Source organism: Kocuria sp. UBA5001 (assembly GCF_002398425.1).
GTDB lineage: Bacteria > Actinomycetota > Actinomycetes > Actinomycetales > Micrococcaceae > Kocuria > Kocuria salsicia.
Genome location: NZ_DGYR01000009.1, coordinates 170,026 through 184,284, shown reverse-complemented (window position 1 = coordinate 184,284; position 14,259 = coordinate 170,026). Strand labels below are relative to the sequence as shown.

15 protein-coding genes and 3 tRNA genes are annotated in these 14,259 nt (G+C 71.0%); 6 read left to right on the top strand and 12 right to left on the bottom strand.

Features of this window, described 5'->3' with window-relative positions:
• Window positions 1-15: 15 nt before the first annotated feature.
• Entirely contained in the window at window positions 16-360 is a 345-nt protein-coding gene (locus tag B3G12_RS04785; protein ID WP_144941723.1) for a GNAT family N-acetyltransferase, read from the top strand.
• Between the two features lie 27 nt (window positions 361-387).
• Window positions 388-1,524 carry an aspartate-semialdehyde dehydrogenase gene (gene asd / locus B3G12_RS04780; RefSeq protein ID WP_144941721.1) on the top strand — a complete coding sequence of 379 codons (1,137 nt, stop codon included), beginning with the start codon at window positions 388-390 and terminating at the stop codon, window positions 1,522-1,524.
• Window positions 1,525-1,644: 120 nt separating this feature from the next.
• Here the strand turns inward: asd and B3G12_RS04775 are convergent, their stop codons facing one another.
• From B3G12_RS04775 to B3G12_RS04730, 10 genes are all read right to left on the bottom strand, one after another.
• Window positions 1,645-2,049 carry a PGPGW domain-containing protein gene (locus tag B3G12_RS04775; protein ID WP_144941719.1) on the bottom strand — a complete coding sequence of 135 codons (405 nt, stop codon included), beginning with the start codon at window positions 2,047-2,049 and terminating at the stop codon, window positions 1,645-1,647.
• 16 nt (window positions 2,050-2,065) lie between these two features.
• Complete coding sequence (locus B3G12_RS04770) at window positions 2,066-3,181, bottom strand: UDP-N-acetylmuramate dehydrogenase (RefSeq protein WP_144941717.1); 1,116 nt, start codon at window positions 3,179-3,181, stop codon at window positions 2,066-2,068.
• Window positions 3,182-3,191: 10 nt separating this feature from the next.
• The gene (locus tag B3G12_RS04765) at window positions 3,192-3,674 is read right to left on the bottom strand and encodes a MaoC/PaaZ C-terminal domain-containing protein (protein ID WP_144941715.1); all 483 of its coding nucleotides are present in this window, start codon (window positions 3,672-3,674) and stop codon (window positions 3,192-3,194) included.
• Entirely contained in the window at window positions 3,671-4,120 is a 450-nt protein-coding gene (locus B3G12_RS04760) for an FAS1-like dehydratase domain-containing protein (protein WP_144941713.1), read from the bottom strand. The genes B3G12_RS04765 and B3G12_RS04760 overlap by 4 nt, the downstream gene beginning before the upstream one ends.
• Before the next feature lie 36 nt (window positions 4,121-4,156).
• The gene (locus B3G12_RS04755) at window positions 4,157-4,903 is read right to left on the bottom strand and encodes a hypothetical protein (protein WP_290499377.1); all 747 of its coding nucleotides are present in this window, start codon (window positions 4,901-4,903) and stop codon (window positions 4,157-4,159) included.
• A 281-nt stretch (window positions 4,904-5,184) separates the two neighbouring features.
• Entirely contained in the window at window positions 5,185-5,310 is a 126-nt protein-coding gene (locus tag B3G12_RS04750; RefSeq protein WP_260983305.1) for a hypothetical protein, read from the bottom strand.
• Window positions 5,311-5,366: 56 nt separating this feature from the next.
• Window positions 5,367-5,440, bottom strand: a tRNA-Met gene (locus tag B3G12_RS04745).
• A gap of 53 nt (window positions 5,441-5,493) precedes the next feature.
• A tRNA-Thr gene (locus B3G12_RS04740) sits at window positions 5,494-5,565 on the bottom strand.
• A 179-nt stretch (window positions 5,566-5,744) separates the two neighbouring features.
• The gene (locus B3G12_RS04735; RefSeq protein WP_290499376.1) at window positions 5,745-7,979 is read right to left on the bottom strand and encodes a DEAD/DEAH box helicase; all 2,235 of its coding nucleotides are present in this window, start codon (window positions 7,977-7,979) and stop codon (window positions 5,745-5,747) included.
• A 157-nt stretch (window positions 7,980-8,136) separates the two neighbouring features.
• Window positions 8,137-9,855, bottom strand: a complete 1,719-nt coding sequence (locus B3G12_RS04730) for a DUF2079 domain-containing protein (protein ID WP_144941709.1) — start codon at window positions 9,853-9,855, stop codon at window positions 8,137-8,139.
• Between the two features lie 264 nt (window positions 9,856-10,119).
• Between B3G12_RS04730 and B3G12_RS04725 the strand changes: the two genes are divergently transcribed.
• Window positions 10,120-11,139 carry a DNA-3-methyladenine glycosylase family protein gene (locus tag B3G12_RS04725; RefSeq protein ID WP_144941707.1) on the top strand — a complete coding sequence of 340 codons (1,020 nt, stop codon included), beginning with the start codon at window positions 10,120-10,122 and terminating at the stop codon, window positions 11,137-11,139.
• A gap of 77 nt (window positions 11,140-11,216) precedes the next feature.
• Window positions 11,217-11,930 carry a VIT1/CCC1 transporter family protein gene (locus tag B3G12_RS04720; protein ID WP_126874631.1) on the top strand — a complete coding sequence of 238 codons (714 nt, stop codon included), beginning with the start codon at window positions 11,217-11,219 and terminating at the stop codon, window positions 11,928-11,930.
• A 149-nt stretch (window positions 11,931-12,079) separates the two neighbouring features.
• Here the strand turns inward: B3G12_RS04720 and B3G12_RS04715 are convergent, their stop codons facing one another.
• Both B3G12_RS04715 and B3G12_RS04710 read right to left on the bottom strand, forming a co-directional pair.
• Window positions 12,080-12,475 (bottom strand): thioredoxin family protein, encoded by a 396-nt coding sequence (locus B3G12_RS04715; protein WP_126874630.1) that lies wholly within the window; start codon window positions 12,473-12,475, stop codon window positions 12,080-12,082.
• 315 nt (window positions 12,476-12,790) lie between these two features.
• Window positions 12,791-12,872, bottom strand: a tRNA-Tyr gene (locus tag B3G12_RS04710).
• 96 nt (window positions 12,873-12,968) lie between these two features.
• Between B3G12_RS04710 and B3G12_RS04705 the strand changes: the two genes are divergently transcribed.
• Complete coding sequence (locus B3G12_RS04705; RefSeq protein WP_144941705.1) at window positions 12,969-13,853, top strand: patatin-like phospholipase family protein; 885 nt, start codon at window positions 12,969-12,971, stop codon at window positions 13,851-13,853.
• Window positions 13,854-13,906: 53 nt separating this feature from the next.
• The coding region (locus B3G12_RS04700) for a DUF520 family protein (RefSeq protein WP_290499374.1) at window positions 13,907-14,259 on the top strand (353 nt) is incomplete at its 3' end.

Sequence of the window (14,259 nt, the reverse complement as noted above, 5' to 3'; positions counted from 1 at the left end):
ATCGGAGGCCCCACCGTGACGAGCGAGAATACCCCGCAGGTCAACCCGAGCCCGCAGCTGCGGATCGTCCCCAACCACGACGCCTCCCGCTACGAGCTGTGGGACGGGGAGCAGTACATCGGCTTCCTGGGCGTGGAGCTGCTGGAGGACGGCACCGTGGACCTGCAGCACACCATCATCTCCGAGCAGTTCGGCCGCCAGGGCTACGCGCGCACGCTCGTGACCCGGGTGCTGGACGACTACCGCGAGCGCGGGGTGAAAGTCCGGGCCACGTGCAGCTACGTCCAGGACTACATGGACCGCTTCCCCGGCTACCGGGACCTGCTGGTCACCAGTTCCGGCCCGGGGGCCCGGGGCTGAGCCGGCGCCGCCGGTAGAGTGGTGGGCATGACTTCACAACCCACCACTGTAGGTATCATCGGGTGGCGCGGCATGGTGGGCTCCGTGCTCATGGACCGGCTGCGCACCGAGAACGACTTCGCGGGCCTGGACCCCGTGTTCTTCTCCACGTCCAACGCCGGGGGCGCCGCGCCCACGGTCGAGGGCGCCGGGGACGCCGGGATTCTGAAGGACGCGTACGACCTCGACGAGCTGGAGAAGCTCCCCGTGGTGGTCACCACGCAGGGCGGAGACTACACCAAGGCCGTACACGGCGACCTGCGCGCCCGCGGCTGGGACGGCATCTGGATCGACGCAGCCTCCACCCTGCGCATGAACGACGACGCCGTGATCGTGCTGGACCCCGTGAACCGGGACGTCATCGACTCTGCCCTGGAGCGCGGTGTGAAGGACTTCGTGGGCGGCAACTGCACGGTCTCGTGCATGCTCATGGGCCTGGGCGGGCTGTTCCGCAACGACCTGGTGGAGTGGGCCACGTCCATGACCTACCAGGCGGCCTCCGGCGGCGGTGCCCGGCACATGCGCGAGGTGATCCAGCAGTTCGGGGACATCCACGGTTCCGTGGCGGACGAGCTGGCAGACCCGGCCTCCGCGATCCTTGAGATCGACCGCGCGGTGCTCGCCAAGCAGCGCAGCGGCGAGCTGGACGCCACCCAGTTCGGGGTGCCGCTCTCCGGGTCGTTGATCCCGTGGATCGACGCCGACCTCGGCAACGGCCAGTCCCGCGAGGAGTGGAAGGCTCAGGCGGAGACCAACAAGATCCTGGGTCGCGGTGCAGACAGCACCATTCCGGTGGACGGGCTGTGCGTGCGGATCGCCGCCATGCGCTCCCACTCGCAGGCACTCACCATCAAGCTGCGGGACGAGGTTCCCGTGGCGGAGATCGAAGGCCTGCTCGACGCGGACAACGAGTGGGCCACCGTGGTGCCCAACACCAAGGAGGACTCCATGCGAGACCTCACCCCCGTGGCAGCCTCCGGCTCTCTGCAGATCCCCGTGGGCCGCATCCGCACCATGAGCATGGGCCCACAGTACGTCTCCGCATTCACCGTGGGCGACCAGCTGCTGTGGGGTGCTGCGGAGCCCGTGCGCCGCATGCTGAAGATCGCGACCGGAACGCTCTGACCCGCCCCGCGCCCGGGACGAGGGCGCTGTGGGCACCTCGGAGTTCCGAGCGGCGCCAGCACCGGGGCCGGGGGCGTCGACGAGCGCCACGGCGTCGAGACGGCGTCGTCAGGCGAGGGGCTAGGAGGCTTCTGGGGTCTCGGCACGCAGGTGCCGGGGCCCCTGCTTCTGTGTGCGGGGCCTGTCACGGGCCCGGCGGTAGCGCCGCTCCGCGACCAGGTTGGTCCACCACCGCCACACGCGCAGGGCCGCGCGCTTGATGCGCAGGTTGAGGCGGTGCGCCCACTCGAACTCGGTGCCCCAGATCCCGATCCCCAGGAAGATGGACAACCATCCCGGGCCGGGGGTCACGAGCATCACGATCCCGGCGAGCACGAACACCGTGCCGAGCACGATCACCGTGGCCTTGTGGAGCACCCGCAGAGCGGGGTGCCGGTCCGAGGCCACGCGCATCCGCAGCACGAACTGGTGGACGAGACCGCCCTGCTCGCCGCGTTCGATCTCCTCGTGCAGCCCGGAGCTCACGGCCGGCCCACCGGCGTCACAGGGACAGCCCGAGCAGCACGGGCTCAGGCACCAGGGTGATCCCGAAGACCTCGGCCACCCCGCGCTGCACGGTGCGGGCCACGGCGGCGACCTCCTCCCCCGTGGCGGAGCCCCGGTTGGTCACCGCGAGCGTGTGCTTCGTGGACAGCGAGGCCCGGCCCCCCGCCACGGCAGCGCCGTCCAGGTCCAGCAGCTCGTTGCGGGTTCCCGGCAGGCCGAAGCCCTTGCCGAAGCCCGCGTGGTCGATCAGCCATGCCGCCGAGAACTTCACCGCACCGGGCACCTCGTGGCCCCGGGCGTCCAGCACGGGGTAGCGCGGGGCGTCCGCGGGGATCCAGTCGGTCAGTTCTTCCTGCGCCACCACGGGGTTCGTGAAGAACGACCCGGTGCTGAAGGTGTCCCGGTCCTCGGGGTCCAGGACCATGCCCTTGCTCGCGCGCAGCCGCAGGACGGTCTCGCGCACAAGCTCCAGCGGTGCGCACTGCCCCGCCTCCACACCGAGGGCGGTCGCTAGCTGCGCGTAGCGCACAGGCAACGACTCGTCCTGCCGCCGCAGCCGGAACGTCACGGACAGCACCACGTAGCGGGGGGACCCCGCGTTCATGCTGCGCTTGAGCGCCGAGTCGCGGTAGGAGAACTCGAGCTCCTCGAAGCCGAAGGTGCGCTCGCGCCGCTCCTCGCGGTCCCACGTGCGCACTCTCTCGATGGTCTGGGAGACCTCTGCGCCGTACGCGCCCACGTTCTGCACGGGGGTTGCGCCCGCGGTGCCGGGGATCCCCGCGAGGGTCTCCAGTCCGGCGAGCCCCTGCGCCACGGTCTCGCGCACGACGTCGTCCCACGGGTGCCCCGCGGCAACCTCCACGAGCACCTGGCTGTCAGCTTCGTCGACGACGACGACGCCGCGCGAGGCCACGTGCACGACCATCCCCTCGAAGGGCTGCTCGCAGGCCAGGATGTTGGACCCGCCGCCCACGAGAAGCACGTGTTGCGCGGCGTCGTCGGCGGCCGCAACCGCGGACAGCAGCTCCTCCTCGGAGCCCGCCTCCACGAGTGCCGCGGCGGGTCCGCCCACGGCGGTGGTCGTGAGGTCGGACAGGCGCAGAGCATTCATGAAAGCAACTCTATCCGGGGAACCTCACGACCGCCTGGGCCTTCACGAGGACCTTGAGTGGCTTCGCGGTGGCGGGGTCCGCGTCCGGCTCCGAGAGGTCCGGTGCGGTGACGGTGAGGTCCACGCGGGCGGTGCGGGCCTCGGCGTCGACCGCTCCCACCACGCCGCTCACGGTGAGTCCCGTGCTCGGGGTGACGGTGGTGTCGAACGCGTTGGGGACCACCACGGGCTTGGTGAAGCGCGTCTGGTAGTCCACCACGGCCCCGGGATCACCCGCCCACTCGGTCACCAGACCCACCGCGGCACCCATGGTGAACATGCCGTGGGCGATCACGTTGGGCAGGCCCACGGAGCGCGCGAACTCCTCGTTCCAGTGGATGGGGTTCCGGTCCCCGGAGGCCCCGGCGTAGGCCACAAGGTCCGCACGGGACACCCTCACGGTGCGCTCCCCCACGGACTGGCCCTTCTCGACGCTCTCGAACCCCACGTTCACTGCTCCTCACCCCTCACCAGCAGGGACGACACGGTGGTGGCAACCTTCTCACCGGCCACGGTGGTGACCTCCACGCGGGAGGTGACCATGGCCCCGCCGCCCAGCGGGCGCACGGCGTCCACGGTCACGGCGGCGGTCAGCTCGTCCCCCGCGACGATCGGGCGGTGGTGCGTGAAGCGCTGATCCGCGTGCACCACGCGGGAGAAGTCGATCCCGGCCTCGGGGTCGTTGACCAGGGCGGCGTCCGCCTTCTGGGAGACGACGATCGCGAACGTGGTCGGCGCCACGAGGTCCGCGTACCCGGCGGCCTGTGCCGCGGCGACGTCGTGGTGGGCGGGGTCCGTGGCCTTCACGGCCGCGGCGAACTCACGGATCTTCTCGCGACCCACCTGGTACGGGGCGATGGACGGGTAGGTCCTGCCCACCACGTCTGCGGATACGGCCATCTTCTCCTCGATTCCTCACGGGGTTTCGGGCCCAGCCTATCCGGTGGCCGGGCTGGGTCTCTGGTCTCTGGTCTCTGGTCTCTGGTCTCTGGTCTCTGGTCTCTGGTCGCGACGGTGCCCGGGGACGTCAGCGATCCGGGGAGGTCCGGTGCTCAGCCGGTGCGGCCGGTCGCGCCCGCGGGGTGCCCCGTGTAGAGCTGCCCGCTCCAGCCCACGTTGCGGCAGGAGACCAGCTCGTACCCGTTCGTGGCCAGGAGCTCGCGAAATCGTCCGTCGGTGCGCGTCCAGCAGCCGCTGCGCACGCTCGTCCGTGCGGGGGGTGAGCTCCATGGCCAGGACCACCGCGTCGAAGGACTCCTGCGGTGCGCCGTGGGAACCGCACTCCTCGTCGCCCGGCAGGGGTGCGTGGTCGATCCGGGGGTGGGGCGCGTGCCGACGGCGCAGGACCTCCAGCTCTGCGGGTTCCTCGAGCACCGTGACCCGCCGCTCGGGCTGCTCCCGGACGAAGAGCTCCGCGAGCTCGAGGCGGGCCGCCCGGTCCGCGCGGGTCCGCGCCCTGGCCGAGCGGGCGCCGTCGCCCCCGCGGACCGCCGCGAGCAGGGAGAAACTGGCCGTGGTCTCCTCCCAGGCCTCCGCGCCATCCAGGTCCAGGTCCTCGCTCAGGTGCTCGTCGAGCAGCTCGCGCCCGAGCTCTCTCAGGCCGTACGCCGCAGGGCTGCCGTGCGCGTCGAGGACGTCGTGGAGAACGAGGGCCGCGGAGGCCGTCGTGGATGGGCGCTTCAAGTACCCGGTGACCTCCATCTGCTCTCGGCCCAGGCCCTTCTCGGTTGCGCAGCCAGCGGCGGAGGGAAGCGAGCGTGGCGGCCCCTCCCGCCACCTACGCGAACGGGGTGCCGGGCCACTACTCGGTGCTCGTGAGCGCGTCCTGGAGCACCGTGGTGGTGCCGGGCTCGGCCCCGTGACGCAAGAGCCAGGTGTGCTCCACGCCCTCGGGCATCGTGGGCTCCTGGCGGTGGCTCGAGCTGCCCACCTCGATGAGGACCTTGCCCCGCTCCCCCTTTGGGTCACTCCTCGAGCCAGTGCGCGATGGCAGGCAGGGCGGTCTCGTCCCCGGCCACGAGCGTCCCGTCCGCGGCCACGGGGACCCGCGGGCGCCCGGCGCCGTCGTCGTCCTCATCGCACGGCACCATCTCGCGGCCAGAACGAGAAAAGGCGCCGCTCCCCGAGGGGAACGGCGCCTGAACGGTAGCGGTGGACGGGCTCGATCCGTCGACCTCACGATTATGAGTCGTGCGCTCTAACCAGCTGAGCTACACCGCCACATCATGGATGAAACCCGCAGTCCACGAAGAACCGCGGGTTCTCATCATGAGAGCCCCGACCGGGAATCGATCCCGGGACCTCCATCTTACCAAGATGGCGCTCTACCACTGAGCTATCGGGGCAACGCGGAATACTCTAACAGGATCACGGCCCCGCGCAAAAATCGGTCCCGGGTCATCGGTTGCCCGCCCAGACGGCGACGCCGCTGGTCGCCCCGGGGGTCTCCCGACGAGCTGGCCCGGAACAGCACACGGCCTCCACTTCTCAGCGAAGCAGGGGCCGCGTGCTGGCTCGGAGGCGCTCAGCGCCCGGAGTAGCCACCGTTGTTCTTGCCGTAGCTCTTCTTGCGGGGACGGTCCTGGTAGGAGGAGCCGCCGCCGCGCGGGCGTCCGCCGCCGCGGTCGTCGCGGTAGCCCCCGCGATCATCGCGGTACCCACCGCGGTCGTCCCGGGATCCGCCCCGGTCACCGCGGTAGCCACCACGGTCGTTGCGGGGTGCACGGTCACGGTCGCCGCCGCGGAAGCGGTTGCCACCGCCGCCGCTGCGGGCGCCACCCGGTCCGCGGTCCTCCTGGATGCGGATGGGTGCACCGTTGATCTGGGTGTTGGAGAGCTTGTCCAGCGTGCCCGCCGGCAGGTTCTCGGGCAGGCCCACGAGGGTGAACGTGGGGCGGATGTCGATCGCGCCGATCTGCGAGCCGTTCAGCCCGCCCTCGTGCGTGAGCGCACCCACCACGGAGCCGGGCACCACGCGGTCGCGGTGGCCCACGGCGAGCTTGTACGTGCGCATGCCGGCCTCCTCGCCCGGGGCGCGGCGGTTGCGGGGCCCGCCGCCGTCCTGACGGTCACGGTCCCGGTCGCGCTTGCGCTGGGGCACCTCCGGCAGGTCCTGCACGAGGAACGGACGGCCGTTCTGCGCGATCACGGCGAGTGCGGCCGCAATCTCCACCGCGTCGACGTCGTGCTCGGACTCGTAGCGCTCCACCAGCTCGCGGAACAGCGTGAGGTCCTCGGACTCGATGGTCTCCTCGATCTGCTGCGCGAAGTTGTCCTTGCGGGTCTGGTTCACCTCGTCCGTGGACGGGACGCGCATCTGCTCGACCGGCTGGCGCGTGGCCTTCTCGATGGCGCGCAGCAGGTACTTCTCGCGCGGCGTCATGAACAGGATCGCCTCGCCCTTGCGACCGGCGCGGCCCGTGCGGCCGATGCGGTGCACGTAGGACTCGGTGTCGTGGGGGATGTCGTAGTTGACCACCAGGGAGATCCGCTCCACGTCCAGGCCGCGGGCGGCCACGTCCGTGGCGACGAGGATGTCGATCTTGCCCTCGCGCAGGGAGTCCACCGTGCGCTCGCGCAGGTTCTGGGGGATGTCGCCGTTGATCGCCGCAGCCGTGTAGCCGCGCGCCTTGAGCTTGTCCGCGATCTCCTCGGTGGCCGCCTTGGTGCGCACGAAGACGATCACGCCGTCGTAGTCCTCGACCTCCAGCACGCGGGTCATGGCGTCCAGCTTGTGGGGGCCCATGACCTGCATGTAGCGCTGGCGGGTGTTGGTGCCCGTGGTGGTCTTCGCCTTGACGGTGATCTCCTGCGGGTCACGCAGGTACTGCTGCGCGATGCGGCGGATCGCCTTGGGCATGGTGGCGGAGAACAGCGCCACCTGCTTCTCGGTGGGGGTCTGCGCGAGGATCTTCTCGACGTCCTCGGAGAAGCCCATGCGCAGCATCTCGTCCGCCTCGTCCAGCACCACGTAGGCGATGTCGTCGAGCTTCAGGGAGCCCTTGGAGAGGTGGTCGATCACGCGCCCGGGCGTGCCCACGACCACCTGCGCGCCGCGCTTGAGCCCGGCCAGCTGGGGTCCGTAGGAGGAGCCGCCGTAGACGGGCAGCACGGTGAAGTCGTCCAGGTGGGTGGCGTAGGAGCCGAAGGCCTCCGCGACCTGCAGGGCGAGCTCACGGGTGGGGGCCAGCACGAGCACGCGGGTGCTGCGCTGCGGGCCGTGCAGGTCCGAGAGCTCCGCGAGCTTGGACAGCGCCGGGACCGCGAACGCGGCGGTCTTGCCGGTGCCGGTCTGGGCGAGGCCGACGACGTCGCGGCCGCTGAGCAGCGCGGGGATCGTGGCCGCCTGGATGGGTGAGGGGTACTCGTAGCCGACCTCGTCGAGGGCGGCCAGCACGCGCCCGTCCACGCCGAGCTCGGCGAAGGTGGGCAGCTGGGGCTCGTCGGAGGAGTCCTTGGCGGGTGCCTGGGCGTCCTTCTCCGGCTCGCCCTGGGTCTTTGCGTCCTGGCTCTTCGCGTCCCGGGTCTCGACGTCCTGGGTCTTGACCTCGCGGGTCTCGACGTCGTGGTTCACGGGGGCGTCGGTGACGGCGGGTGCCTGCTCTGCAGCGTCGGCGACGTCGCCCGGCTCGGTGGCCGGCGCGGCGTCCGCAACGGCGGCGGCGTCGTCCTCGGTCACGATCCGGGTCTCGCCCGGCTCGCTCGCGGGAGCCACGGTGTGGGCGTTCGTGTGGTCGTCGGGGGTGGATTCAGTGGGCACGGAAGAACCTCGCTTCGGTGGAATGGAGTGACTGGCACCGGTGCGAGCGGAACGACCGCTGATGTCCAGGACCGACGTGCCGGTAACGGCGAAACGGTGCTGCAAGGACAGAGAACCGGGATGATGAACCCCCATCCTATCGCACGGCGGTCACGCCTCACGACGATTCGCGGGCCACCACGATGTTCGCCTCGTCACTGACCACGGTGTAGCGGTGCCCGTAGACGTCCTGCGCGTACCCGGCCACGTCCTGCGGCGGCGTGGTCCCCCACGTGCCTCCGGAGCGGTCCACCACCACGTACTCCGGAGCGGGATCCTCGCCGTTGCCGATCCAGTGCACGCGCGTACGGCTGACCAGCGCGTTCATCAGGGAGAGGTCCGTGGCCACGCTGGCGCCCTCCGGGATCTCCGCGACCGCCGCGGCCTTGACGTCCCCGCGCGGGTCCGGCTGCCACGCGGCGGGCGTGACCAGCTGCGCGAGCGGCTGCACCGTCCCCACCACCAGCGCGATCACGAGCGCCGCCCACGGCGCCCCGGCCGCCAGGACGGTGAGCACCGGCGCCTCGAACCGCGCGGACGGCGAGGTGGGCGCAGTGCCGCCCGTGCGGCGTCGGGCACGGTCCGCGTCCCCGCGCAGCCGGGCGACCGCGTCCACGAGCGCCACGAAGACCACGGGCATCAGCACGGCGCTGTAGTGCCAGCCGGGGCCCCAGTAGCCTTCGTTGGGCGAGAGCATGCGCCAGAGAAGGGTGGGCAGCGCCACGAGCAGCACGGGCGAGCGCACCGCGACCACCGCACCGCTCAGCAGCGCGAGCAGCCACGTGACGAGCTTGCGCACCGGGACCACCAGCAGGATCACGGCGGACGCGGGATCCCGCAGGAAGCCGGCCGGGTCCAGCTTGTCCGCGTAGGCGAACTCCCCCGCCGGGTTCAGCGCCGGCAGCACGACACCCACCGCGAGCGCGGACACCCCCATGCCCCACACGGCGAGCACCGCGCCCCACAGGAGCACGGGATCGCGCCGCAGGCCGCGCAGGTCGCTGCGCCACTGGGCGCGGTCGAGGACGACGACGCCGCTTCCCCGGTTTTCGACGCTGCCCCCGGTGCGTCCCAGGGTTTCTGCCGGTCCTGTGGTTCCTGTGGTCCCCGGAGTTCCCGGAGTTCCCGGGCCGCCGGGGACCGCCGCGTCCGGCTGCCGCAGCGCGGCGGTGAGGCCTGCCAGGCGGCGTCGTGCCTCCGGAGCCCACCGCCGGGCGAACGGGAGAACCGCGCGGCCCACCAGCAGGGTGCCGATCACCGCGACCGTGATCCCCAGGTCCTCCTTGACCAGGGCGAGGGGAGCGGCCCACAGCGCGGTCGCACCCCACCTGCCCTCCCGCCACGCACTCAGGGAGAGCGCGAGCAGCGGCACGGCCAGGGCGATCTCGTGGAACTGGACGGCCACGGCGTTCTGCAGCCCGAAGCTCAGCGCGCAGGCCACCCCCACGGCCGCCGCGGGGGCCGCGCGCAGCACCCGGGTGGCGCAACGGGTGACCACCGCCGTCGCAATGCCAAACAGCACGTCCTGCACGAGCATCAGCGTCAGGGCGGAGGGGAAGAGCTTGTAGACGGGGGCCAGCACGATCAGCAGCGGGTGGAAGTGGTCGCCCAGCAGGTTGAAGCCGTGGCCCTTGAGGTCCACCTCGGGGCCGCGGCCGGAGGCGTAGGAGGAGAGCAGCTGCGTGAAGATTGCGTTGTCCCACGACGGCACCTCCCAGTTGATCCACTGGCTCCAGGACAGCGCGCAGTACAGGGCCGTCGCGAGCACGCCCACCAGGGCGGGGAGCCAGCGGGCGGACCCGGTGGGTTGCAGGGGGGATGTGCGCTGCGGGGTCACCGGTTCTCCGTCCGGGATCTGTGCGGTACCGCTGGGGTGCGGTGTTGGGGATGGCAGTTGCTGAGAGGGCGTTGCTGGTGGCGGAGCGTCATGGGAGTCGGTGCGGCGCCGGACCGGTGCACGGGTCGGGCGGTGGGGCCTCCCCCGGTCAAGGTACCGCGCGGTCGTCGAACCGTCGCTGCTGCTGCCGGACGTGTCGAGCGGCTTCCCGTGCCGCCGGGACGGCGCGGTGTGCGTGTCGGAGGGCGGTGGGATTCTGGGGTCATGACGACGCACGTGAGCACCAGGGCCGCCCGGAGGACGACGGCGCGCGCCGGAGTTCCCGAGGAACCTGCCGCCACCGCGCGCTGGACGCCGGCCGCACCGGTGCACCTGGCCCAGACCCTGCGTGTGCTCGCGCGCGGGGCGGAGGACCCCACCGTGCGCGTGCTCGGAGAGGACTGCGTGTGGATCACGGCCCGGTGGAAGGGGCTGCCGGTCAGTGCACGCTTCTCCCGGGTACCGCAGGAGCGCGAGACGAAGCCGCTCGAGCGGGACGTGCTGGCGGAAGCCTGGGGACCAGGGGCGCTCGCATGGCTGCCGAACGCACCTCGCTGGGTGGGAGCCGCCGACGACTGGACGGCGTTCGAGTCCTCCCCCGCGTACGGGCAGCTGCCCGCATCCCTGACCCGGGCCCGGCACGAGCACCCAGGGCTGCGGCTGCCGGCCACCGGCACTGTGCTGGACCGCGCCGTCGTGTCCGTGCTGGAGCAGCGGGTCACGGCCATCGAGGCAGTGCGCGCGCACAGGGCTCTGCTGCGCTGGGTGGGCGAGGACGCCCCCGGACCCGCCCCGCACGGGATGCGCGTGCCGCCGAGTGCGCAGCAGTGGCGCCGCGTCCCCTCCTGGCAGTGGCACCGGGCCGGCGTGGACCCGGCGCGCTCAGCGACCGTGATGCGCGTGGTCCACCGGGCTTCGGCGCTGGAGCGGCTGGCGGAGCACACGGATCCGGCGCGGGTGAGGCAGGCGCTGCAGTCGATCGACGGGATCGGGCCGTGGACGGCTGCAGAGATCACCCAGTGCACCCACGCGGATCCGGACGGAGTGAGCGTGTACGACTACCACCTGGCGGACTACGTGTGCTGGTTCTTCGACGGTGCCCCGGGATCCGATGCCCGCATGCTCGAGCTGCTCGAGCCGTGGCGCGGCCACCGCCAGCGCGTGGTGCGACTCATCAAGGCCAGCGGCCACCGCAAGCCGTCGTTCGGACCCCGGATGACCCCGGCGGACCATCGCCACCACTGAGGCCACCGCCACTGGGATGGTTGAGGTATGGCTGTCCTGCCTGGCGACGCCTGCGGATCCGGCGCAGACTACGGAACATGTCACAGCACACCATTCCAGAACCCCACGCCAAGGCCTCCGGCGAAAGGCTCAACAAGCTGCGCGCAGGCGTCCTGGGAGCGAACGACGGCATCGTCTCTGTGGCCGCCACCGTGGTGGGCGTGGCCGGTGCCACCGTCTCAACCGGGCCCATCCTCGTCGCCGGAACCGCCGCCGTGATCGGTGGTGCGCTCTCCATGGCCCTGGGCGAGTACGTCTCGGTGTCGAGCCAGAAGGACTCCGAGGAGGCGCTGATCGAGAGGGAGAAGTGGGAGCTGCGTGAGATGCCCGATGCCGAGCTGGAGGAGCTCGAGGAGCTCTACCGCGAGCGCGGCCTTAGCCAGGCCACGGCGCACCAGGTGGCGCTCGAGCTCACCGAGAAGGACGCACTGAAGGCCCACCTGGATGCGGAGCTCGGCATCAACGAGGACGACATCGCCAACCCGTGGGCCGCCGCCATCTCCTCCGCGCTCTCGTTCTTCGTCGGCTCGCTGCTTCCGGTGCTCGCGATCCTCCTCCCGCCACCCGAGTGGCGGATTCCCGTCACCTTCGTGGCGGTGCTCATCGCCCTGGCCCTCACGGGAACCCTGGGGGCGCGCCTCGGCGAGACCCCGCACGTTGCCCGCGCCGCCACGCGCGTGGTCGTGGGTGGCGCCATCGCCCTGGCCGTCACGTTCCTGATCGGCTCCCTGCTGGGCGTCTCCGCCGCGTGACGCACCCCGCCTGAACACAGAACGAGGGCGGCTCCCCAATGGGGAGCCGCCCTCGTTCGTGTCCTTCACGGGCTCGGTGTGGCCCGCTCATGTGCTGCGGCAGGGCCACGAACCGGCCGATGCCGGAGACCTGCCAGCGCGGGGAACTGTCAGTTCTGAGGCGCCTCGGGCTCTGCTCCGCCCTCGGCGGCCTGCTTGGCCACCTCGGCACGGACCTCGTCCATGTCAAGGTTCTTGACCGCCCCGATGACCTCCTCCAGGGAGGACGCCGGAAGCGCTCCGGGCTGGGAGAAGACGAGGATGCCCTCGCGGAACGCCATGAGGGTGGGGATCGAGGAGATCTGGGCGGCTGCAGCCAGGCCCTGCTCCGCCTCGGTGTCCACCTTGCCGAACACGATGTCCGGGTTCTTCTCGGAGGCCGTCTCGTAGGTGGGCGCAAACTGCTTGCACGGTCCGCACCAGTCTGCCCACCAGTCCAGCAACACGATGTCGTTGTCAGAAATGGTCTGGCCCAGGGTGTCCTGGGTGATCTCTACAGTAGCCATGCGTCCACGATAGGACGCCGCCTCCCCAGCACTCCAGACCGTTCACTGCCGGCTCAAGGACCCCCGGTGGGGCCGCCGCGAGCAGGCGGGGCGACGTCGTCGTCCCCGCCACCTGGCGAGGCCACGGTGCGCGCGGCGACGAGCGAAGATGCGGCGGGTGCGCACCCGCCGAGATGCCGGTGCGTGCAACCCCGGGCGACGCCGCGTTGTCACGGTCCCTGGGGCTGGACCCGGTTACACGAAAGGAGCCTTCCCGGACCTCTCGGTCCGGGAAGGCTCCTTCACTCTTGCCGGTGTCACGCACGCCGGCGGCGGTGGCAGGTGAGGGATTCGAACCCCCGTAGGCGTTGCCAGCTGATTTACAGTCAGCCCCCTTTGGCCGCTCGGGTAACCTGCCGAGGCATCCAACGCACACGTACTGTGTGCGACGAAGCACCTCAACAGTACACGGTGAGCCTTTGGGCCCCAAAATCGTCGCCAGGAGGAAAACACCATGCAGAACAGCACATCAACCACCCGCGCTGTTGTGCTCGGCGGTGGCGGAACGGCAGGTATCGCCTGGGAGAGCGGTCTCCTCGCGGGTCTCCTGGATTCTGGGGTGGACCTCGGGGCCGCGGACCTCGTAGTGGGTACGTCTGCGGGGTCTGTCGTGGCGGTGCAGCTGCGCGCCAACGCCCTCACCACGCATTTCCCGCGCACGGAGTCTCCCCAGGCCAGCGCGGACGCGCAGGGACCCGTCTCCTCACCGGCCGCACCGCCGTTCGACGCTGAGAAGTTCGTGCAGCTGATGGGAACGGCTGCCGAGAGCGCCACGGGTCCGCAGGATGCCCGCGCGCGGCTCGGGGCGCGGGCGACGGCATCGACCGCGGTCATGACCGAGGAGGCGTGGCTCGCGCGCATCGGTCACACGCTGCCGCGCGACTGGCCGACGGGCGAGCTTGCACTCACCGCCGTGGACAGCGCGGACGGCGCCTTCACGGTCTTCAATGCCCGCAGCAGCGTGCTCCTGGAAAAGGCCGTGGCGGCAAGCTGCACGGTTCCCACGGTGTTCCCCCTGGTGCACATCGACGGCCACGCCTACATGGACGGTGGGATGCGCTCCGCAACCAACGCGGACCTCGCGGCCGGACACGACAAGGTGCTGGTGATCTCGTGCAACCCCGAACCGCGCACGAGCCCCTTCGGCCCCACCCTGGACGAGTCGCTGCTGCTGATCGAGGAGACCGGCGACGCGTTCCACATCACCGCAGACGGCGCCAGCCGCGCGGCGTTCGGCAGGAATCCCCTGGATCCTGCGCGTCGGATACCCTCGTTCGAAGCCGGTCTCGCACAGGCGGAACAGCTCGCGGACCGCGTCAAGGAGTTCTGGAGCGCGTGAGCACGCGGTGCCCGTGTTCCGGGGACGGCACCCCAGCAACCAAGGAGTGGACAGTGGCATCGGAATCATCGTTCGACGTGGTCAGCAAGGTCGACAAGCAGGAGGTCTCCAACGCCCTGAACCAGGCGCAGAAGGAGGTCTCCCAGCGCTACGACTTCCGCGGCGTGGGCGCGGACATCGACTTCTCCGGGGAGAAGATCCTCATCAAAGCCAACTCGCAGGAGCGCGCGGAGGCCGTGCTGGACGTCTTCCAGTCCAAGCTGGTCAAGCGTGGCATCTCGCTGAAGTCCCTGGACTCCGGTGAGCCCTACGCCTCCGGCAAGGAGTACCGCATCGAGTCCACCGTCAAGGAGGGCATCGCCCAGGACCAGGCCAAGAAGATCACCAAGCTGATCCGGGACGAGGG

What these genes read in the sequence shown, in the direction of transcription:
- B3G12_RS04750 (WP_260983305.1), bottom strand. Translation starts at nt 5,310, where the DNA reads ATGGTGCCGTGCGATGAGGACGACGACGGCGCCGGGCGCCCGCGGGTC.
- B3G12_RS04760 (WP_144941713.1), bottom strand. Translation starts at nt 4,120, where the DNA reads ATGGCCGTATCCGCAGACGTGGTGGGCAGGACCTACCCGTCCATCGCC.
- B3G12_RS04725 (WP_144941707.1), top strand. Translation starts at nt 10,120, where the DNA reads ATGACGACGCACGTGAGCACCAGGGCCGCCCGGAGGACGACGGCGCGC.
- B3G12_RS04705 (WP_144941705.1), top strand. Translation starts at nt 12,969, where the DNA reads ATGCAGAACAGCACATCAACCACCCGCGCTGTTGTGCTCGGCGGTGGC.
- B3G12_RS04770 (WP_144941717.1), bottom strand. Translation starts at nt 3,181, where the DNA reads ATGAATGCTCTGCGCCTGTCCGACCTCACGACCACCGCCGTGGGCGGA.
- asd (WP_144941721.1), top strand. Translation starts at nt 388, where the DNA reads ATGACTTCACAACCCACCACTGTAGGTATCATCGGGTGGCGCGGCATG.
- B3G12_RS04715 (WP_126874630.1), bottom strand. Translation starts at nt 12,475, where the DNA reads ATGGCTACTGTAGAGATCACCCAGGACACCCTGGGCCAGACCATTTCT.
- B3G12_RS04720 (WP_126874631.1), top strand. Translation starts at nt 11,217, where the DNA reads ATGTCACAGCACACCATTCCAGAACCCCACGCCAAGGCCTCCGGCGAA.